Genomic DNA, 19,786 nt, shown 5'->3' with positions numbered 1-19,786 from the left:
CGTTGACGTGACATAGTAGCACGCTCCTTTAAGTTGGTAGTCTAAGTGTAATAGCCCTTATTTTTTTTGTCCAACTTAGTGTAGCCGATTCACCTTCTTTGCTAACTGTGTTATTAACTAAGGGTACGATTAGGATTTTGGAATTATCGGTATTTTTATTATTAATAATGCGAAGTTGTTTTGTACGGTTTAACATTATTTCAAAATAGTAATATTTTATCTAATAAGGAATCTCGAGAAGATGAATAAAAAAGTAACCTTGCAGCAATAATAGCGTTTCTTTCAATATCTCTATACTATTAATATAATCCTCCTTGTTTGGGATATTCCTTTCCATGTATTTAACCAATATTTAAACTATTATTTTAAAGTAATATAAAAACCTATGCATAACTAATAAATTGAAATGGAATTTGATCAAAATCATATGCTATTACATAGCCAATTAACTCCTCTATATTAGTCGGATTGATGGTTTATTCACATGAGTTAAATAGAAATGGCGTGCTATATTATCTTAAAATTATAAGTTGACAGTTTATTTCTTTACTGCTATGCTTCTAGTCGTATTAGAAAATAAAAGATATTCCTCGTTAGGTGAGGCTCCTATATGAAGATATGCTGCTGCCCAGAAACGTCCAAAGACGCCAATGGGTCAACAGGAACCATCGAATTAAGGTGGTTTTTAATGTAGCTGGATTGATATTTCTATCCTATGTCATACAGTGCTAAAGCTCTACGAAAGAGGCTTATTCAATCATGTATAAATGTATTGAGCACCCTTCTTCGTTGAGGGTGCTTTTTATTATTTTAAGGAGGTGATGAGAAATGGACAGCAATCCTGATCCCGGTGAGCGAACATCGGATATATGTAAAAAAAGAAACTGGATAGCCGATTTCTTATCGCCTTATGGGAAATCGAATTTGTGAAAGATGCATAATGACGACAACCTTGCAAATCATAAAATTACGTTTTAATTTGATGGTTTGAAAGGTACAGGGTCACGACGAATTTGCTGTTTTGCCCGCACAAAACAGCGGGCCTAAACACGAATGCCCTTACTTCCACATCGATCCATATCCTTAGGTAATAAAATAAGAGGAGAATTTATGATGATAAAAACATATCTTTACAAACACGGGAATAAAGAGATAGAGCATAATTTTGATTTTACAAAGATTGACGATCACTTAACTAATCAAGACGATTTATTATGGATTGATGTATATGATTATCAGAACAACGAGCTACATGAAGTAGCAGAAATATTTAAATTCCACCCACTAGCTATTGAAGATTGTTTGCATGGGGATTCACGTCCAAAGATGGATAGTTACGGAGATTATAAATTTTTCGTTTTTCATGCCCCTCTATATAATGAAAAAGGCGAAAATGAGATTTCAACCGTAGAGTTGAATATTTTTGTAGGATCCAACTATGTTGTCACGATTCATAATCAAAAATTAAAATGGCTAAAACAAATGGAGTCCATTTGTTCAGAAAGTCCGAGGTTTATGAGTAAGGGTGCTGATTTATTGCTACACACAATAATTGATGGCATTACGGATGAATATTTTCCTGTTTTAGATCGAATTAGAACCCGTATAGATGAACTAGAAGATGAAATGTATGACCACAAGCCAAAGAAAGTTACAGAAGAGTTTCTTGCACTTAAAAGAGCCATCATTTTAATTCGCCAGGGTATTATGCCACAAAGAAGAATCTTTTCGAAAGTGAATGGGAAGTGGCAATTTGATATTCAAGCGGAAAATATACCTTTTTATAAAGACTTAAATGATCATTTAGAACAAATTGTAGAATCTACAGAAACTTACAGAGACTTAGTTAACAGTGCCTTAGATACGTATTATTCTATAATTAGTGCAAAGTCAATTGATCAGCTAAATCTGCTTACGGTTATATCCACCATTATGTTACCTTTATCAGTTATTACAGGCTTTTTTGGTATGAATGTGCCTTTACCATTTCAGGATACATGGTTTGCTACAGTAGTTATTTTTGTATTTTTAATAACCTTTACGTGGGGCATGTGGGTATTTTTCAAGAAAATTATTAGTTAAAATATTATTACATTTCAACTAATAATAATGAAACTAGAGGCTGATTCCATACCTCTACCATACTCCGTTTGTATTGGGATGGCTGGGTTGAAGGCTGTTTCATAAGTTATTAATAGTAATTTTCCGCTCATATAAAGACTCCGTCATTAATTCAGGAACGAACTGATGACGGGGTTGTTTTACACTTGGTAACTGGTACCTATTATCTATTGATTTACTATTGTTTCAGCTTCTTCTTTACCTGATACTCCAGCGCCTTCGAATGTAGCCATTTCATTTATCATATGGACTGCAGACTGTAAAATTGGGTAAGCGATGGCTGCACCAGTTCCTTCACCTAGGCGCAGATTCAATTGCACCAAGGATTTTTTCTGTAAATATTTGATCGCCGTTTGATGTCCAGGCTCTACTGATTCATGCGATAAAATCATATAATCCGCAACTGTAGGAGCAATCAATTTTGCGAGACATGCAGAGACAGTACAGATAAAACCATCCAATAAAATAGGGATACGTTTTTCTGCTGCTGCAAGCATTGCCCCTGCCATTGCGGCCATTTCAAGTCCTCCCACTTTTGACAGAATATCAAAGGCATCTGCCGAATTGGGCTGATGCAGGCCGATTGCATCACGTACAACTGCAATTTTCCGTTTATGCTGTTCTGTGGAAATTCCAGATCCTAACCCAACAATTGTTGCAATATCTGCACCAGTTATGGCAGCAAGTACCGCACTGCTTGATGTTGTGTTGCCAATACCGACCTCACCAACAATCAAGCACTTAACACCCTTCTCGATTAACTGAATTGTTTCTTCATAACCGATTAGAATAGCTTTTTCAGCTTCTGCCTTTGTCATAGCTAATTCATTGAGAAAGTTGCCAGTACCTTTTCGAATTTTTCTATGAATCACTTTCTCCTCTGTCACATCTCCATTTACACCAACGTCAACCGTTTTAAAAGTGGCACCGATTTGTCTACCGAATACACTAATCGCTGCACCACCTTGCACAATATTTGACAACATCTGAATCGTCACTTCCTGTGGAAATGCGGATACGCCTTCTTTTGCAACACCGTGATCAGCAGCAAACACGATGATGCCTGGCGGTGTTATGTCTAGCGTTAGATTTCCTGTTATTTCAGCAAGATGAATCGCAATATCCTCCAGTCTACCTAAGCTCCCTAGTGGTTTTGTTAATGTTGCTATGTACTTCTCTGCCTTTTCTCCAGCTTCTTTATGCAGTAAAGGTATGTCCACTTCGATCATTATTTCTCCCAACTTTCTGTTTAATTGACTTGGATAAGGGTCATGGATCCATTGGAAACAAACTCATAGTCATTATCCCACTACAATTATTCTATATATTAACAACGAGTGCAATGAGAGTCTCTAAATCTTAGTACATACTCTGTAACCAGTTAAATGAGTCAAATAGACGAATATAAAAGGGCTAAAAAACTTAACGCTACGTAATTATATACAAGATTGAAAATTTACATAACCTAATCCAAAAACCTAATCCAAATGCTACTGCTAATAAAAAGACGAAACTGGAATGTGCCTAACTAATTAGTAGCATCCCAATTGCAAATAATACTAACCCAGAGTAAGCAACGCTTTTGCCTCTTTTAGATTCACCAATTCCCCAGTAAATAGTGATAGGTTTGTGTGACTGACACCGCCCATCAAACAATTATCCAAAGTATAGCATCGACGATAAATCCATTTACAGTAAATACAATATAAGGCTTCAGGAGCAAGAGATGTATTTATATATGAAGAAAAGCAATAATATTTAGCATATAACAATTAAATATATTAAATGACTCTCGAAAGATTGTTTTTGTATGCAACAGCACTTATTTTCCCTTTTATGTTGATTGTTTATTTAATAATGTTATAAACTTAGGGATATGTAATAAAGGAGGCAGGTAAATGGAGTGGATTGGGAATATAGTTGATGAAACAAATAGTGTTTTATGGACATATATATTAATCGTATTATTACTAGGTGCTGGATTGTATTTTACACTTGGAACTAAGTTTGTACAATTTCGTATGTTTGGCGAAATGTTCCGTTTGATAATGGAGAAAAAGGAAAAAGACGAGGGCGTTTCCGCGTTCCAGGCTTTTACTATTAGTACAGCTTCTCGTGTAGGTACAGGAAATATAACAGGAGTTGCACTAGCTATCGGTGTAGGTGGACCTGGAGCTATATTCTGGATGTGGATAATTGCCATTATCGGAATGGCAACTGCTTTTATTGAAAGTACACTTGCACAAGTTTACAAAGTAAGAGATGGTAACTCTTTCCGTGGTGGCCCTGCATATTACATGGAAAAAGCGTTAGGTCAACGTAAATTGGCAATTGTTTTTAGTATTCTTTTAACATTATGTTTTGGTTTTATCTTTAATGCAGTGCAGTCCAATACGATTGCTACTTCTGTAGGTGAAGCATTTAATATCCCTCCTTATATCATTGGGATAATATTAGTCGTGTTAACAGCTATGATTATTTTTGGTGGCGTACATAGAATTGTGAAAGTTACACAAGTAATTGTACCCGTAATGGCTATCTTTTATTTACTCATTGCTCTTTACGTTGTCGGTACTAATTTGTCCGAAATACCAGGAGTCTTTAACCTAATTTTATCACAGGCACTCGGCTTTAAAGAAGCAGCTGGAGGAGCTATTGGTGTTGCTATTATGCAAGGTGTACGCCGAGGTTTATTCTCAAATGAAGCTGGTATGGGGAGTGTACCAAATGCAGCCGCCACTGCAAGTACTTCACATCCTGCAAAACAAGGGCTTGTTCAAAGCCTAGGAGTATTTTTCGATACAATTGTGATATGTTCTGCCACTGCATTCATTATTATTTTGGCAGGTCTATATTCAACTGGGGAAAATGACGGAATCGTCCTAACTCAAAATTCATTCGCCGTACATGTAGGGAGTTGGGCTCCATACTTTATAGCAATCGCGATTATTTTCTTCGCATTTAGTTCGATTGTGGGAAATTACTATTATGGGGAAACAAATATCGAATTTATGAACGCACATAAAGGATGGTTAACTAGTTACCGTTTAGTAGTTCTAGGAATGGTAATGTTCGGTTCTATTGCGCATGTAACGCTTGTATGGAACTTAGCAGATTTATTCATGGGTCTTATGGCAATGTTGAATATCTTCATCATTCTCTTGTTAGGAAGAGTAGCTTTCCGTGTGTTAGATGACTTTACGAAACAACGTAAAAAAGGGAAAAATCCAACATTCTATGCAAAATCAATTCCGGGATTAAAAAATACGGAGTGTTGGGAAGAAGAAGATAGATAGATAGATAGAGATTAAAACGTGCAGCATTTGCTTGCACGTTTTTTTTAAGCAAAAAAGTAATTTATTATTTCTGTTCAAATGAATGAAAATCTCTGGAGGATTTGAATTACCCTCTCGATTTCCTAGATCCTGCAACGAAAGTACTTATGCACAAAAAACTGCACCTTCAATTGTCAGTTTGTCTCTAACAATTGAGTGCAGTTCAACTTACTCCCCATTTCATAGCTTTGTTATTCAGCCAAAGCAAGTGTTTGCCCCATTTCTCTTTTTAATGTGCAAGAGATTGATTAATGGAAGTTATACTATGCTTGTGGAATAGTGTAATTGTTTTGAGTAAGATAGAATATGTTTTACCAGAAAAATGCTGAAACTAATGCGATCCCAGCAATTGCACCAAGAGCTATACCAAATCCAGTACCAAATCCACGTCTGAATCCAAATCCTTCTCCAAAGAATCCGAGACCAAATCCACCTAGCCCCCCAGTGGGTTGAATCCAGACCATATCTCTTTCAACTCTAGTAATTCTACCAACATGGACTCTACCATCGTGACAATTAATTCTCACTGTTTTCCCATGAAAACTACAACATTGATTATATAATCGACTCATTTCAATCCCCCTCTCCCTACTATTTACATACACGTATGCTCTGCTAGTATATGGGGGTAATAAATCCTCGTAACGGACAATCGTCTAATGAAAAACAGATTAGTAACAATTTATATTTATTAAAAACAATGAGGCGTCCAATACATATACTAAAAGACATCAAAACTAAAAGGATGAGATAGATGTCAGTAATAAAAACGCAACCTTGGCTTTATGAATTTATTGAACTATGTGAAGAGAAGTCTGGTAAAGGGGCATCTTACATACAATGTGAGACACTATGCGGACCACTCGAAGGATTAAAGCCTAAAGCCAATAAAGAAGTTTGGCAATATGAACTTCAGAATTATGGACTTTTTGAGCCATCTGAATGGACCAACTTAAAAAGTACCGTAAAGAAATTAGAAGAACAAAAAGTTTGGCAAATAGTCGAGAATGAATATCAGTATTTACGAAAGTTATGGAAGGGGCCAAAGGTTTCAATCTATATTTTCCCCATAAAAAATGCAAATATAGAATCGCGAAAACAAACCCCAATTAAAAACGGTGTAGCCTATAGTGGAGCATTATTTTTATTCGTATCAGTAGATCTTCCGACTAAAGAGCTACAAGCATTATTGGCACATGAATATAATCATGTTTGTCGACTAAAATATTTAGATTTGGCTTCGAATAAAATTACGTTGAAAGATTCAATCATAATTGAAGGGCTTGGGGAATATGCAGTAAAAGATTTGTATGGTGAAAAGTGGCTAGGTCCTTGGGTCAATCTCTACTCATTTGAAGATGCTTCTGCTATATGGAAACGACGATTTGTACCTTCTTTAAACGTTCAAGACATAAAAAATCACTACGCTTTTTTATATGGTAAAGCTAGAGGCCCACTCCCAAAATGGATTGGATATCATCTAGGTTTTCAAATCGTCGATAGCTATCAAAAGAATCATGGCCCTTTTCAAAAAGGGGAATTATATTATAAATCCTCTGACGAAATAATTGGCGGTTCCAAATTTGCAATTGATGAGTAACTGTAAGAATGCCATTTCAATTTTTTAAGTTCAGTTAGAAATAGCATTTAAACGCACGATAACCGATGAAATGACGGTAAAAAGGGATTAATTCGTTATGCTCTTCCCATAAATCATAGAGCTCTTTTTTTATGTTATCCGATTGATTGATATCATCTATTTCACTTGGATTAAGTTCAGATGGTGTATCAATTATTTCAATACGAGTAAATCCAGCTTGCTGTATCTTTATCCGCCACTCTTCTTCACTTATAATTTCTTTGATGCCGTATAAGTTGCATACTTTTCTCTGTAATTCTTCCGACAAGTTCTGTTCAGCTGTCATTTCAAGAAGGATTAACCTTCCACCACTTTTCAAAACTCTAGCAAGTTCATGTAATGTCTTCTCAATATCCGTAAACACAATAACGGATTCAGCTATGATGAAATCGAAGGAGTCATCCTTAAAGTTTAAATATTGAGCGTCTCCTTCCATTACCTTAACTTTGGCAGGATCATTCTTAAATCGTTCCACTGCTTTTTCTATCATAATTGGATGTTTATCTATTGCAGTCACATGGCAATGATATCGTTTTGCCAAGAAAGCTGACGTCTGCCCTGTACCGCAGCCTACATCAAGAGCCAATTCATTAGGTTGAATGCTTTCATTCTCTAATATAGATTGGGTTAGATTAAACCCGCCAGGATGTGCACCACCAATTCCAAAGTAAGCTAATAAGTCTAAGTAAGCGTTAGACACTTGATATCCCTCCTATTTTTTATAAGATTATAGTATGCACGCTCTTTAGATATGTAGATGTATAGAGTAAGCACTTACTGAAACTATTACTTTGTAGTAAATAACTTGTTGATACAAAAAAGCAACCTTGCAGTGATTGCAGGGCTGCTTTTTCATAATTATATTTATACCTAGAGTAATTCTTAATTATATCTCCTCCTCTTTATGTGCAAGGCATGTCTATTCTATTTACTTTATCATATCTTGTTTTGTAAAATTTTAACATGCTCTATTTTTAAAGGTGAAGGAATCAGAATAGTTACGATGAGTTGGTTGATTACAGCAGATGCTAAAATCAATGGTAATCGAGATTTCAGAAGATTTACTACTTAAATTACTCCGTTATATCTATATATTTATCTGATATTATTCGGTAATTCTCATGATGTACTTTATCCCACTCAGTCTTTTGGTATTTAAAATGTTTGAGCCCTTGATTCATACATGCTTTATCGAATAATCGAAACCCTTGCTTAATCGCCCAACTATGGAAATAGTGATGCTCTGGGTGAAAAGGATTTTGATAAGCTTCAAGAAAGTGCTCGAATCCAGGCGGACCACCTACATCCTCTGGTGGAGCTTCCCCTACCCCATCAAGCACGGTTGGGAAACCAAAATAATAATCCTCCACGACTTCCTCTAGCTTCACATGAATGCGCCAATCATCTCCAAAATCATATGCATATAAAAATTCACCCATGCGCTCTAAATAAGTATCAATTTTTATACGTGAAGGGTGCTTCACCGAAATTTCTTTATACGATTTGCTTTTCGCTTCATCTATTCGTTGTAAATTATTCGTTACAACAACATCATCTAGCTGAAACTCAAACAAATGAATTGGCTCATACGGATATCCACTCTGAAAATTCGTTACATTTTGAATGACATCGTGTAAACGATTAAACGTAATCCCACCTGGTACAATTACTTTTCTCCACACGACTGGCTCAATATTTTCAAATTGGAGTGTTAGAATGTAGGATTTCATAGGGAATATTTCTCTCCTTCTAGTTCTAATTTTATTCTATTAGTGCTTTATATGTTGTTCTATAAACATAACCATTTTGGATTTTCGCAAATAAAAAATTTATATCATCAATGTTTCCAAAATCGCCCTACAACTTAAATATTATCACATTGTTCACTGTAACTCTTCATTTGGTACCAGCCACCAACACTTCTTAACAGTTATATATAAAAAACCTCTCACCAATTCTAAAAGAATCGATGAAAGGTCTTCATAGTAGATGAGTACTCTAATGCTAGGGTCTTACAAACACAAGGTTAGATAGTGCCTTGTGTTTTTTACTTTAAAAACGCATTTAGCACAGTAAAAGCGTACGAGATGTCTTACCACAATGGTAAGGAACGTAACCTAAGTTCGCGACGTCCTGTCGCAACGGTTACGTGATTCGCATTGTGCGAACCTTACATCATACCGCCCATGCCACCCATGCCGCCCATATCAGGCATAGCAGGAGCTGCTGCTTCTTTAATGTTTGCTACTACTGCTTCTGTAGTTAAGAATAGAGCTGCTACAGATGCTGCGTTTTGTAGTGCTGAGCGAGTTACTTTAGTTGGGTCTACGATACCAGCGTCGATCATGTTAACCCATTCGCCGTTTGCTGCGTTGAAACCAATGCCGTTTTCTTCGCGTTTTAGGCGGTCTACGATGATTGAGCCTTCAAGACCTGCGTTGTTAGAGATTTGACGAACTGGTTCTTCAAGCGCGCGAAGAACGATTTTAACACCAGTTGCTACGTCGCCTTCGTTTGCTGTAGCTACTTCAGCTACTTTGTTGTAGATGCTTACTAGTGCAACACCACCACCAGCTACAATACCTTCTTGTACTGCTGCGCGAGTTGAGTTTAGAGCATCTTCAATGCGTAGTTTACGTTCTTTAAGTTCTGTTTCAGTTGCAGCACCCACTTTAATAACTGCTACACCACCAGCTAATTTAGCAAGGCGTTCTTGTAATTTCTCTTTATCGAATTCAGAAGTAGATTCTTCGTATTGTGCACGAATTTGGCCTACGCGAGCTTCGATTGAACCGATTTCGCCAGCACCCTCTACTACTGTAGTATGGTCTTTAGTTACAACAACTTTCGCTGCGCGACCAAGCATATCGATTGAAGTTTGTTTAAGGTCTAAACCGATATCTTCAGTGATTACCTGTCCACCAGTTAAGATTGCGATATCTTCTAATAATGCTTTACGACGGTCGCCGAATCCAGGAGCTTTAACTGCTACTGCATTGAATGTACCACGAAGTTTATTTACTACTAATGTAGCAAGTGCTTCGCCTTCTACATCTTCAGCAATGATTAAAAGTGGTTTACCTTGTTGAACAACTTGTTCAAGTACTGGTAAGATTTCTTGAATGTTACCGATTTTCTTGTCAGTGATTAAGATGTATGGGTTGTCTAGAACAGCTTCCATTTTATCTGTATCAGTCACCATGTAGTGAGATGCATAACCACGATCGAATTGCATACCTTCTACTACGTCAAGTTCAGTAGTGAAGCCTTTTGATTCTTCGATTGTGATAACGCCGTCGTTACCAACTCGTTCCATAGCTTCTGCGATTAATTCGCCTACTTCTTCATCAGCTGCAGAGATAGCTGCTACTTGAGCAATCGCTTCTTTGTTTTCAACTGGTTTAGAAATAGTTTGTAGTTCTGTAATAGCTGTAGCAACTGCTTTGTCGATACCTTTACGGATGCCGACTGGGTTAGCACCAGCTGTAACGTTTTTCAATCCTTCACGGATCATTGCTTGCGCAAGAACTGTTGCAGTAGTAGTACCGTCACCAGCAATTTCGTTAGTTTTAGAAGCTACTTCAGATACAAGTTTTGCACCCATATTTTCGTATGGATCTTCTAACTCGATCTCTTTTGCGATTGTCACACCATCGTTTGTGATGAGTGGTGAACCGAAAGATTTTTCTAGAACAACGTTACGTCCTTTAGGTCCTAATGTTACTTTAACAGCGTCTGCTAATTTATCTACACCGCGAAGCATTAAGCTGCGTGCTTCTTCACTAAATTTAATATCTTTTGCCATTGATGCGTACCCCCTAAATAGTTTTTAGTTTCAGTTATTAGCCGATAATAGCCAAAATATCGCTTTCGCGTAAAATTAAATATTCTTTACCTTCGTATTTTACTTCTGTACCAGCGTATTGAGAGTAGATAACGCGGTCTCCTTCTTTTACGTTAAGTGGAACTGTTGTACCACTGTCAGTCAAGAAGCCAGTACCTACTGCGATAACGTTACCTTCCTGAGGTTTCTCTTTTGCAGAGTCTGGAAGAACGATGCCGAATGCTGTTTTTTCTTCTACTTCGACTAATTCGATAATAATGCGATCACCTAATGGTCTTAACAAGTGAAACAACCTCCTAGAAATGTGGAATTTATATTTTATTAGCACTCTTAAGTAATGAGTGCTAACACAATTCTTATAATAAAGAATTCCAACTTTTTTTGCAAGTAAGAAGCATAAATTATTTTGTTTTCGAAAGCGAGTATTCTACAATAGAGGTAGTATCTTTTTTAAGAGAGGATTTTAAATTTGAAATCAAAGAAAACCGGATTTTTTGTTTTGATTGTCTACATTATTATGCAACTGTCATCTATTCTTTTTTTGAAACCGCTTCTTAGGTTAATACAGAAGATGAATCCTGACCTTAGTTCAAAAACAGCTATTCTGATGACCCAGGGCTGGTTTATTTTCATCAGTATGGGTACCGCTCTAATTATTTCACTCATTCTTGTAGGACGTGACAAAGGTTTTTGGCAAGTCTTTAAAGGGGAAAAAGCATCTATTCCTATGTCAATTGGTTGGGGTCTAATCGGATTCTTCCTCGTATTCTTTGGGCAAACAGTTGGTGCTCTTATCGAACAAAGTTTAGGCATTAAAACTGGCTCAGAAAATACAGCCAATTTAATTGAAATTGCAGATGTGGCTCCAGTAGCTATTATAGGTATTGTACTGTTTGGGCCGATTTTAGAAGAATTTATATTTCGTCGTGTTATTTTCGGTTCAATTTTCCAAAAAACTAATTTCTTTATCGCTGCCGCTGTGAGTGCAATTGTCTTTGCTGTTATCCACTTCGACTTTTCACACATAATACTGTATGCGATTTCGGGCTTTATATTCGCGTTTTTATACCATAAGACACAACGTATTATTACATCGATTATTGCGCATATGATGCTAAATGGCTTTGTGACATTAGTACAGTTATATCAAGATGACCTTATGAAGTTTTTAGGACAATAAGATTGCAAGCCTACTCGTTTGTTGAGTAGGCTTTTTTATATGCAATTCTTCATTCAGAACTCATTTTTTTCATAAAAAAATCCCTCTACTGATTATTCATCAGTTGAAGGATTGTTTGCTAATTCAATTTGACGTTGCTGTTCCGCTCTTAAATACTTGCGGTAGCCTGCACGAGAAATAAGGATACTAATTTCGTATAAAACACAGAGTGGTAATGTTACAAACATATGAGACATAATATCCGGTGGTGTAATGATAGCAGCAACAACTAATAAGATAAAGTACGCGTATTTCCGTACTTTAGCCAACATTTGCGGTGTGATTAAACCTAAACGTGTAAGGAATAAAACCACTATTGGCAATTGGAAGATGACTCCAAATGGCAATGTTATATGCATTAAAAACTGGAAATATTCATTGATTCCTATAGTTTGCTGAACATCTAATTCCATAGACATTTGCATCATAAACTTAATAATATAAGGGAATAATACCTCATAAGAAAAGACTACTCCACCTAAGAAAAGTAATACACTGTAAGGAATATAGCTCAATGTTACTCTACGTTCTTTTTCATATAGACCCGGACTGATAAATGACCAAATTTGATATAAAATAACAGGCGATGTTATGACAACAGATAGAATGAAAATAACTTGAAAATAGACCTTTACTGGATCTGTTACTTTAAATGAATGCAATTGTAGTTGTTGTTCTTCTTCACTATTAAATTGTAAAAAGTGGATTAACGGTTCAGCTAAAAAGAAGCTACCGATAACACTAATAACAAAGAAAACGGCAACAATGTATAACCGTTTTCTTAATTCTTCTATATGTTCGATAATCGTTAGTTCATTATTGTTCATCCAACTAACATCCTAACTTATTTTTCTTCTACTTTTTTAGTTTCGATGACTTTTTTTGAATCATCTTCGTCATCTGCTAAACCTTTAGTAGCGTTTTTGAATTCGCGGAGAGTAGAACCCATTGCTTTTCCAAGCTCAGGCAATTTCTTCGGTCCGAAAATAAGTAGGGCTACAATCCCAATGATAATAGCACTCCCTGGGCCAATTCCCATACCAGACACCTCCTCATAATATGCTCTTATTTTAACTCATTTCTCTCAATTATGCTATTTTATAAATGTGAATATTTCGAGTTATTCTTCATCATTTCGCATGAAGTATATTAGCGTTTGTAACTCGATAGATAAGTCAATCGTATGCACCCGGATTGAATCTGGTACTGCTATTCTAATCGGTGTGAAGTTTAATATACCTCTTACATTCATCTTCACTAGACGATCTGTCATCATCTGAGCAGAACGTGATGGGACTGTTAAAATAGGAAGCTCTGCTCCGTATTCAACAAACTTGTCCTCCAACGCGTCTGGATGGTAAACAGGTATACCACTTATAATTTTACCTTCTAGTGGCGCTTTTGTATCAAATGCAACGACAATTTTTGTATTATGGTTTTTTTGGAAATTATATTTCAAAAAGGCGTTTCCTAAATTCCCTACTCCTATAAGGGCTACATTCATTCGCTCATCTTGATCTAAAATATTTCTAAAAAACGCTAGCATTTTTTGAACATCGTAACCGTAACCTTTTTTGCCTAGTGCTCCAAAGTGAGAAAAATCTCTACGAATGGTCGCAGAATCAATTTTCATCGCTTCACTTAATTCTTTTGAAGAAACGCGTTCCTGCCCTGCTTTAGCGAAATTTTGAATAAATCGATAATAGAGAGGAAGCCTCTTCGTCGTAGCTTGTGGAATTTTAGTTGATTCTTGTTTCACACAGTTTCCTCCTGCAATCAATCCGAAATCGTTTCAATATTACATGACGATTGAACTCCTGTAAAGTTATCTCATTGCACCCTACTGCGCAATCCGATAAACTAAGATTGAACTGAGGTGTCTAAAATGATTGTTTTACAAGTCAATCAATTATATAAATCTTACATTGCGGACGAAATTTTAAGTGGCGTTAAACTAGAAGTACAGCATCGAGATCGTGTTGCACTTGTTGGCCGTAACGGCGCTGGTAAATCTACATTACTGAAAATTATAGCGGGTCAGCTTTCTTATGATTCTGGCGATATCATTATGCCAAAGGATGTTCGTCTAGGATATTTAGAACAGCATGCTGGTTTAGAATCTTCTCTTACTATATGGGAAGAAATGATGACTATTTTCGAACCAATAAAAAAACAAGAACAGCAGTTACGGAACTTAGAGCATAAAATGGCTGATCCAGCAGTTTATGAGGATGCTGAAAATTATGCCAAGGTGATGGCTGAATACGATCAGTTGCAGCATGATTTTAAAGAGCAAGGTGGCTATCAATACGAAGCAGATACACGCTCCGTATTGCATGGTATGCAATTCTACCCAGCTGATTATGATAAGTATATTTCAGCCCTTTCTGGTGGGCAACGTACGCGTCTTGCACTTGCAAAGCTTCTTTTAACTAAGCCTGATTTGCTAATTTTGGATGAACCGACAAACCATCTAGATATTGAAACATTAAGCTGGCTTGAAAACTATTTAAAAAATTATGACGGCGCTATTTTAATCGTATCACATGACCGCTATTTCTTGGACCAAGTTGTATCTATTGTGTACGAAGTTTCTCGCCATCATGTCACAAAGTTCACAGGTAACTACAGTCGCTACTTAGATGAGAAGGCGAAAAACTATGAACGTGATATGAAACTATTCGAAAAACAACAAGATGAAAAGGCAAAATTGGAAGTCTTTATCCAAAAAAACATCGCTCGTGCTTCAACGACGAAAATGGCCCAAAGCCGTCGTAAAGTGCTGGAGAAAACGGATTGGATGGATTCACCTGATGGCGATGAAAAATCAGCTACATTTACTTTTGGCATCGACCGACAGAGTGGTAATGATGTCCTGGCAGTAAATAATGTGGCAGTTGGATATGAAGGGAAATTAGTATCGCAACATATTAATATGCGTATTTTCCGTGAAGATCGTATCGCACTTGTTGGACCAAATGGAGTTGGTAAATCTACTCTACTTAAAACGATTGTGAAGGATAAACCATTACTAGCAGGGGACATTCATTATGGTACGAATATTCAAATCGGTTATTATGATCAAGAACAAGCCAAACTCACTAGCAATAAAACCGTTCTAAAAGAGCTCTGGGATGAATGGCCATTGATGAATGAAAAAGACATTCGCACAGTACTGGGCCGCTTCCTATTCTCTGGTGATGACGTTGGTAAAATCGTACAAGATTTATCAGGTGGAGAAAAAGCACGTCTAGCACTTGCCAAACTAATGCTTCAAAAATGTAATTTCCTTATTCTTGATGAACCTACGAACCATTTAGACTTAGATAGTAAAGAAATATTAGAAAATGCGCTCATCGATTACCCAGGCACATTACTATTCGTATCACACGACCGTTATTTCATTAATCGTATAGCGACAAAGGTTATTGATTTATCAGCTGATGGAAGCTTTGAATATTTGGGTGATTATGATTATTTTTTAGAGAAGAAAAAAGAATTAGAAGAATTAGCTGCTGAAAAGCTTGCCGCAGTGCCTCTTCCTAAAGAACAAGTTCCAGTAAAAGTGACTACAGGTGGTAAAATTGATAAGGAAGCGAAAAAGAAAGAACGTCAAATTCGTCGTCGAATCGAAGAAATTGAAGGCAGCATGGCAAACTATGAAGAGCAAATCCGTATTATAGAAGAACAGCTATGTGATCCAGAAATCTTTCCCGATCATGAGAAAGTGATGGCCCTTCAACTTCAGCTTGATGAAACCAAAGAGGAACACGAAACAGCTGAAATGGAATGGCTTGAACTAAACGAACAACTTGAAATATTTTAAGAGGAAACCGCGTGTCGATGAGCACGCGGTTTTTGTCGAATTAATGTCCCATATATAGGTCAAGTAGAAATTTTACTGATATTTTCTCCACAGGGTTATACACATTATAACTCCTTTATTTTCAATAGATCCATATAGTTATACACATTATTAACAATGCAAATTTATTTTACACACATTTATATGTGTAAAAGACAATACTATATGTTGAAAGCACACATATTATCCACAACTTATCCACAAATTGTGCATAAGTACGGATGTTCGCATTTTTCACCCTGTGTTCCCATTTAATGAAAAAAAGATCACTTTCTGACGAAAGTAATCTTTTCTTATAAACAATTTAGTTTTAATAAATAGAAGTAAAATCATTCATGCCACGATACTAGTTCCATACCCGGGCGCCCATTCATTCCCATATCGCTACGCTTTCCAGCTTCAAACATAAATGTACCTGCAGCAGCAATCATCGCTGCGTTATCTGTACATAGTTTAAGTGGTGGCACGTAAAAAGGAATACCTTCATTTATAAATGTTTCTTCTAATGATTTGCGTAGACCTTTATTAGCTGAAACGCCACCAGCTGCAATTACTTGCTTTACATTAAACTGACGCGCCGCACGTAATGTTTTCGCTGTTAACACTTCTACAACACTATCTTGGAACCCTTTTGCAACATGTAATGGATTCACTTCGATACCTCGTTGCTCTGCGTTATGCTTATAATTAATCACTGCAGATTTCAAACCACTAAAACTGAAATCATATGAATCCTCTTCCAACCAAACTCGAGGGAATTTAACTGCTTCATCACTCTCATGTGCCATACGGTCAATATGCGGACCACCTGGATATTGAATATTCAATACTCTAGCTACCTTATCATAAGCCTCACCTGCAGCATCATCACGTGTTTCTCCGATCAATTCAAATGAGCCATGCTCCTTCATTAAAACAAGTTCAGTATGTCCACCAGATACGACTAGAGAAAGTAAAGGAAATTCCATCGGTTGCATTAAAGCATTGGCATATATATGCCCTGCAATATGATGTACACCTATTAGTGGTAGGCTATTGGCAAATGCAAAAGCCTTCGCTGCATTAATGCCGATTAAAAGTGCTCCAACTAATCCAGGACCTTCCGTTACAGCGACCGCATCCAAATCCTCTGGTTGCATATTTGCTTTCGCTAATGCCTCTTCAATCACTAGTGTCACTTGCTCTACATGATGTCTTGAAGCGATTTCCGGTACCACACCACCAAAACGTTTATGACTCTCAATTTGAGATGCCACTACGTTTGATACAATTTCACATCCATTTTTGACAATAGAAGCTGCCGTTTCATCGCAGCTGCTTTCGATTCCTAATATATATCGATTTTCCATTATAAATTCACCCACATGACAAGAGCGTCCTCTTGATTATCTGTATAGTAGCCTTTGCGGATACCACCATTTTGAAAGCCAAGTTTACGATAAAGATTTTGGGCAACTGTGTTTGTAACACGTACTTCTAAACTCATGACCACAACTGCCCTTTCACGAGCGATACGAATTGCTTCACGCATTAGTCCTTCACCTATTCCTAAACCTCTGGCAGATGCCGTTACTGCCACATTTGTAATCTGACTTTCATCTAATACAATCCACATGCCACAAAACCCTACAATTTGCTCTGTGTCGTCCACAGCAACAACATAGGTAGCTTGTGTATTTGTAGTCATTTCATGATAAAAAGAATCCATCGTCCACGGTGACGGGAATACTTCAACTTCAATTGCATGCACTGCTGGTACATCCGCCACTGTCATCTCTCGATAAGTAATCATCATTTCACCTATTACTGACCTTTCTGCTCTTTTATCCAATTTGCCTCAGCCTCAGCTAAACGACGATATTGAGGTACAAATGAATGTACAGCTTCAACATCAGGTAATTCCTGTTGTGAAGCTAATTGGATTAGCTGACTAGCACTAGGTAGATCCAGTGTAAAAGGAGCACGTACTGCATGATCTCCTAGTTGAACTTGAATTGACTCCCAAAATAAATCTACATCATGTCCAACGAACATCACAGGTACATTTAGGTCCTTTAATTTTTCAAGTAAGCCCTGCAAGCTATAATGCCCATCCTCAACTACTGTCGTTAGACCTGCTGACGTATTATAAGCACCTGCATAGACATTTTGCCTTCTCGCGTCAATAATAGAGCATACAACACCATTATAAAGTACTGCATTTGCCGCTAAGAGCTTTAAACTAGAAATGCCAACTAGTGGTTTTTTCAACGTCCAAGCAAGTGTCTTAGCAATCGTAACACCAATGCGCACACCTGTATAAGAACCAGGGCCCTCACCAACTGCAATTACATCAACTTCAGCTGGTTTTATCTTCGTTCTTTCAAACAATCGCTCAATTGCAGGCATCGCTCCAATTGAATGATTTAATTTAATATTCGCTACTTCCTCCGCAACAACTTGACCATCTTTTACAATTGCTACAGCTAACGGGGAATTCGATGTATCTAATCCTAACCAAATCATTTCATTAACTCCTCACACAATCGTTCATAACGCTTACCGATTGGTTTCAATAAAAATCGTCTTTTATTCTCATCTATTCGATGGATTTCAATCCCTAGACGTTCAGCAGGCAAATCTTGTTCAATAAGGTGAGCCCATTCTATTACAGATACAGCATCACCGAAAAACAGCTCATCCCAGCCTAAATCCTCATCGCTATCAGCTAGTCGATAGACATCTAAATGATTGAATGGCAACCTACCTTCATATTGCTTTAAAATCGTAAAGGTTGGACTATTCACTGTACGTGTAATTCCCAATCCTTTAGCCAAAGACTGTGTAAAAGTCGTCTTACCTGCACCAAGATCTCCTTCGAGTGTAATCGCATCTTGTGCTTCCAGCAAAGCAGCCAGTTTCAAAGCAAGACTTTGTGTTTCTTCTAATGAATTAACCAATATCTCAATTGTCATTCAACCTTATCCTCTCAAACTTACATTAACTATAGTTTACCTAAAGCACCACAAATGTTCAAAGTGAACGGGCTAAAAATTTTTAGACATAAAAAAATAACACAGCTACATTAGCTGTGTTTACATTTGAATTTAAAAGTAAATGGCGGTCCGGACGGGACTCGAACCCGCGACCTCCTGCGTGACAGGCAGGCATTCTAACCAACTGAACTACCGGACCATTTCTTTAAGACAAGATTTATTATATCAGTTAATCTAGCCTTTGACAATAGAATTTCATAAAAAAATTACTTTTACATAAAATATTTTACTTTATCCAGCTGATATGGCTTGGCTCTATTCAAGCATTTCTACTACTTAAAACTGTCTGTTAACTTTAATTATGCTTCAAAATTAATCGAAAACTAGTAATCGACAATCATTAATAGACCTAATAATGACATTACATAAACTCTCTATACAGGGTATTATTTAAAACTTGTAAATTTCCGTCTGTCTTAAATAACGAAATTCCATTGCCAAGCAATATTTTTGAAACTCTGTAATACCATTTCAACATTTAGATTAGCCTTTAAATAGATAAAAATGATTCTACTATTTCAAATCCATGTGATCGTACAATATCGCCATCCAAATTCATTACTATTCATGACTTTCACGTAATTCATATATTTAAGACAAATAAAAAAACACAACTGATTATATCAGCTGTGTTTTAGTGTGCCTAGCAACGTCCTACTCTCACAGGGGGAAACCCCCAACTACCATCGGCGCTAAAGAGCTTAACTTCCGTGTTCGGCATGGGAACG

The 19,786-nt window shown here is 36.8% G+C and carries 18 protein-coding genes, 1 tRNA gene, 1 rRNA gene and 1 riboswitch; of the genes, 5 read left to right on the top strand and 15 right to left on the bottom strand.

The genetic code is table 11. The annotated features are described in order from the left end of the window. Positions 1-582 precede the first annotated feature (582 nt). A riboswitch (M-box (ykoK) riboswitch) is annotated at positions 583-754 on the top strand. Between the two features lie 359 nt (positions 755-1,113). Continuing rightward, entirely contained in the window at positions 1,114-2,082 is a 969-nt protein-coding gene (corA, locus tag ACQKMD_RS19585; protein ID WP_427754068.1) for a magnesium/cobalt transporter CorA, read from the top strand. A gap of 206 nt (positions 2,083-2,288) precedes the next feature. Here the strand turns inward: corA and cobT are convergent, their stop codons facing one another. Beyond that, the gene (cobT, locus tag ACQKMD_RS19580) at positions 2,289-3,350 is read right to left on the bottom strand and encodes a nicotinate-nucleotide--dimethylbenzimidazole phosphoribosyltransferase (protein ID WP_427754064.1); all 1,062 of its coding nucleotides are present in this window, start codon (positions 3,348-3,350) and stop codon (positions 2,289-2,291) included. Between the two features lie 669 nt (positions 3,351-4,019). On the opposite strand from cobT, the gene ACQKMD_RS19575 reads away from it, so the two are divergent. Beyond that, positions 4,020-5,417 (top strand): alanine/glycine:cation symporter family protein, encoded by a 1,398-nt coding sequence (locus tag ACQKMD_RS19575; protein WP_427754062.1) that lies wholly within the window; start codon positions 4,020-4,022, stop codon positions 5,415-5,417. A gap of 350 nt (positions 5,418-5,767) precedes the next feature. On the opposite strand, the gene ACQKMD_RS19570 is transcribed toward ACQKMD_RS19575, so the two are convergent. Further along, positions 5,768-6,028, bottom strand: a complete 261-nt coding sequence (locus ACQKMD_RS19570) for a hypothetical protein (protein WP_427754060.1) — start codon at positions 6,026-6,028, stop codon at positions 5,768-5,770. 182 nt (positions 6,029-6,210) lie between these two features. Here ACQKMD_RS19570 and ACQKMD_RS19565 point away from each other — a divergent pair, with 182 nt between their 5' ends. Beyond that, positions 6,211-7,056: a DUF2268 domain-containing protein gene (locus ACQKMD_RS19565; protein WP_427754059.1), complete on the top strand. Its 846-nt coding sequence runs from the start codon at positions 6,211-6,213 to the stop codon at positions 7,054-7,056. Positions 7,057-7,090: 34 nt separating this feature from the next. Here ACQKMD_RS19565 and ACQKMD_RS19560 read toward each other — a convergent pair whose 3' ends face one another. From ACQKMD_RS19560 to groES, 4 genes are all read right to left on the bottom strand, one after another. Beyond that, positions 7,091-7,795, bottom strand: a complete 705-nt coding sequence (locus ACQKMD_RS19560; protein WP_427754057.1) for a class I SAM-dependent methyltransferase — start codon at positions 7,793-7,795, stop codon at positions 7,091-7,093. A gap of 373 nt (positions 7,796-8,168) precedes the next feature. Then, complete coding sequence (locus ACQKMD_RS19555) at positions 8,169-8,825, bottom strand: plasmid pRiA4b ORF-3 family protein (protein WP_427754055.1); 657 nt, start codon at positions 8,823-8,825, stop codon at positions 8,169-8,171. Positions 8,826-9,265: 440 nt separating this feature from the next. Continuing rightward, positions 9,266-10,900 (bottom strand): chaperonin GroEL, encoded by a 1,635-nt coding sequence (groL, locus tag ACQKMD_RS19550; RefSeq protein WP_427754053.1) that lies wholly within the window; start codon positions 10,898-10,900, stop codon positions 9,266-9,268. 37 nt (positions 10,901-10,937) lie between these two features. Further along, positions 10,938-11,222 carry a co-chaperone GroES gene (groES, locus tag ACQKMD_RS19545; protein WP_038179465.1) on the bottom strand — a complete coding sequence of 95 codons (285 nt, stop codon included), beginning with the start codon at positions 11,220-11,222 and terminating at the stop codon, positions 10,938-10,940. A gap of 186 nt (positions 11,223-11,408) precedes the next feature. Between groES and ACQKMD_RS19540 the strand changes: the two genes are divergently transcribed. Continuing rightward, positions 11,409-12,119, top strand: a complete 711-nt coding sequence (locus ACQKMD_RS19540; protein WP_427754051.1) for a CPBP family intramembrane glutamic endopeptidase — start codon at positions 11,409-11,411, stop codon at positions 12,117-12,119. Between the two features lie 92 nt (positions 12,120-12,211). On the opposite strand, the gene tatC is transcribed toward ACQKMD_RS19540, so the two are convergent. The 3 genes from tatC to ACQKMD_RS19525 form a co-directional block, all read right to left on the bottom strand. Beyond that, positions 12,212-12,985: a twin-arginine translocase subunit TatC gene (gene tatC, locus ACQKMD_RS19535; protein WP_427754049.1), complete on the bottom strand. Its 774-nt coding sequence runs from the start codon at positions 12,983-12,985 to the stop codon at positions 12,212-12,214. A 17-nt stretch (positions 12,986-13,002) separates the two neighbouring features. Continuing rightward, positions 13,003-13,197 (bottom strand): twin-arginine translocase TatA/TatE family subunit, encoded by a 195-nt coding sequence (locus tag ACQKMD_RS19530; protein ID WP_427754048.1) that lies wholly within the window; start codon positions 13,195-13,197, stop codon positions 13,003-13,005. An 81-nt stretch (positions 13,198-13,278) separates the two neighbouring features. Then, positions 13,279-13,917, bottom strand: coding sequence for a redox-sensing transcriptional repressor Rex (locus tag ACQKMD_RS19525; protein WP_427754046.1), 639 nt, complete (start codon positions 13,915-13,917; stop codon positions 13,279-13,281). 126 nt (positions 13,918-14,043) lie between these two features. On the opposite strand from ACQKMD_RS19525, the gene ACQKMD_RS19520 reads away from it, so the two are divergent. Beyond that, positions 14,044-15,984 carry an ABC-F family ATP-binding cassette domain-containing protein gene (locus ACQKMD_RS19520; protein ID WP_427754044.1) on the top strand — a complete coding sequence of 647 codons (1,941 nt, stop codon included), beginning with the start codon at positions 14,044-14,046 and terminating at the stop codon, positions 15,982-15,984. A 368-nt stretch (positions 15,985-16,352) separates the two neighbouring features. Here the strand turns inward: ACQKMD_RS19520 and tsaD are convergent, their stop codons facing one another. The 6 genes from tsaD to rrf form a co-directional block, all read right to left on the bottom strand. Continuing rightward, the gene (gene tsaD, locus ACQKMD_RS19515; protein WP_427754042.1) at positions 16,353-17,372 is read right to left on the bottom strand and encodes a tRNA (adenosine(37)-N6)-threonylcarbamoyltransferase complex transferase subunit TsaD; all 1,020 of its coding nucleotides are present in this window, start codon (positions 17,370-17,372) and stop codon (positions 16,353-16,355) included. Further along, complete coding sequence (gene rimI / locus ACQKMD_RS19510) at positions 17,372-17,815, bottom strand: ribosomal protein S18-alanine N-acetyltransferase (RefSeq protein ID WP_427754066.1); 444 nt, start codon at positions 17,813-17,815, stop codon at positions 17,372-17,374. Before rimI ends, tsaD begins: the two co-directional genes overlap by 1 nt. A gap of 11 nt (positions 17,816-17,826) precedes the next feature. Next, positions 17,827-18,528, bottom strand: a complete 702-nt coding sequence (gene tsaB / locus ACQKMD_RS19505; RefSeq protein ID WP_427754040.1) for a tRNA (adenosine(37)-N6)-threonylcarbamoyltransferase complex dimerization subunit type 1 TsaB — start codon at positions 18,526-18,528, stop codon at positions 17,827-17,829. Beyond that, positions 18,525-18,977, bottom strand: a complete 453-nt coding sequence (gene tsaE, locus ACQKMD_RS19500) for a tRNA (adenosine(37)-N6)-threonylcarbamoyltransferase complex ATPase subunit type 1 TsaE (RefSeq protein ID WP_427754038.1) — start codon at positions 18,975-18,977, stop codon at positions 18,525-18,527. The genes tsaB and tsaE overlap by 4 nt, the downstream gene beginning before the upstream one ends. Before the next feature lie 143 nt (positions 18,978-19,120). Continuing rightward, positions 19,121-19,197: transfer RNA gene (locus ACQKMD_RS19495), tRNA-Asp, on the bottom strand. A gap of 502 nt (positions 19,198-19,699) precedes the next feature. Then, positions 19,700-19,786: ribosomal RNA gene (gene rrf, locus ACQKMD_RS19490) — 5S ribosomal RNA — on the bottom strand; the annotation flags it as partial.

Origin of the sequence: Viridibacillus sp. NPDC096237, from assembly GCF_050278625.1 — a bacterium.
Classification (GTDB): Bacteria; Bacillota; Bacilli; order Bacillales_A; family Planococcaceae; genus Viridibacillus.
This window is presented reverse-complemented; position numbering and strand designations above follow the sequence as displayed.

Bases quoted from the DNA above. Each gene is read 5' to 3' on its own strand.
- corA (WP_427754068.1), top strand. From the start codon at position 1,114: ATGATAAAAACATATCTTTACAAACACGGGAATAAAGAGATAGAGCAT.
- cobT (WP_427754064.1), bottom strand. From the start codon at position 3,350: ATGATCGAAGTGGACATACCTTTACTGCATAAAGAAGCTGGAGAAAAG.
- ACQKMD_RS19575 (WP_427754062.1), top strand. From the start codon at position 4,020: ATGGAGTGGATTGGGAATATAGTTGATGAAACAAATAGTGTTTTATGG.
- ACQKMD_RS19570 (WP_427754060.1), bottom strand. From the start codon at position 6,028: ATGAGTCGATTATATAATCAATGTTGTAGTTTTCATGGGAAAACAGTG.
- ACQKMD_RS19565 (WP_427754059.1), top strand. From the start codon at position 6,211: ATGTCAGTAATAAAAACGCAACCTTGGCTTTATGAATTTATTGAACTA.
- ACQKMD_RS19555 (WP_427754055.1), bottom strand. From the start codon at position 8,825: ATGAAATCCTACATTCTAACACTCCAATTTGAAAATATTGAGCCAGTC.
- groL (WP_427754053.1), bottom strand. From the start codon at position 10,900: ATGGCAAAAGATATTAAATTTAGTGAAGAAGCACGCAGCTTAATGCTT.
- tatC (WP_427754049.1), bottom strand. From the start codon at position 12,985: ATGAACAATAATGAACTAACGATTATCGAACATATAGAAGAATTAAGA.
- ACQKMD_RS19530 (WP_427754048.1), bottom strand. From the start codon at position 13,197: ATGGGAATTGGCCCAGGGAGTGCTATTATCATTGGGATTGTAGCCCTA.
- ACQKMD_RS19520 (WP_427754044.1), top strand. From the start codon at position 14,044: ATGATTGTTTTACAAGTCAATCAATTATATAAATCTTACATTGCGGAC.
- tsaD (WP_427754042.1), bottom strand. From the start codon at position 17,372: ATGGAAAATCGATATATATTAGGAATCGAAAGCAGCTGCGATGAAACG.
- rimI (WP_427754066.1), bottom strand. From the start codon at position 17,815: ATGATTACTTATCGAGAGATGACAGTGGCGGATGTACCAGCAGTGCAT.
- tsaB (WP_427754040.1), bottom strand. From the start codon at position 18,528: ATGATTTGGTTAGGATTAGATACATCGAATTCCCCGTTAGCTGTAGCA.
- tsaE (WP_427754038.1), bottom strand. From the start codon at position 18,977: ATGACAATTGAGATATTGGTTAATTCATTAGAAGAAACACAAAGTCTT.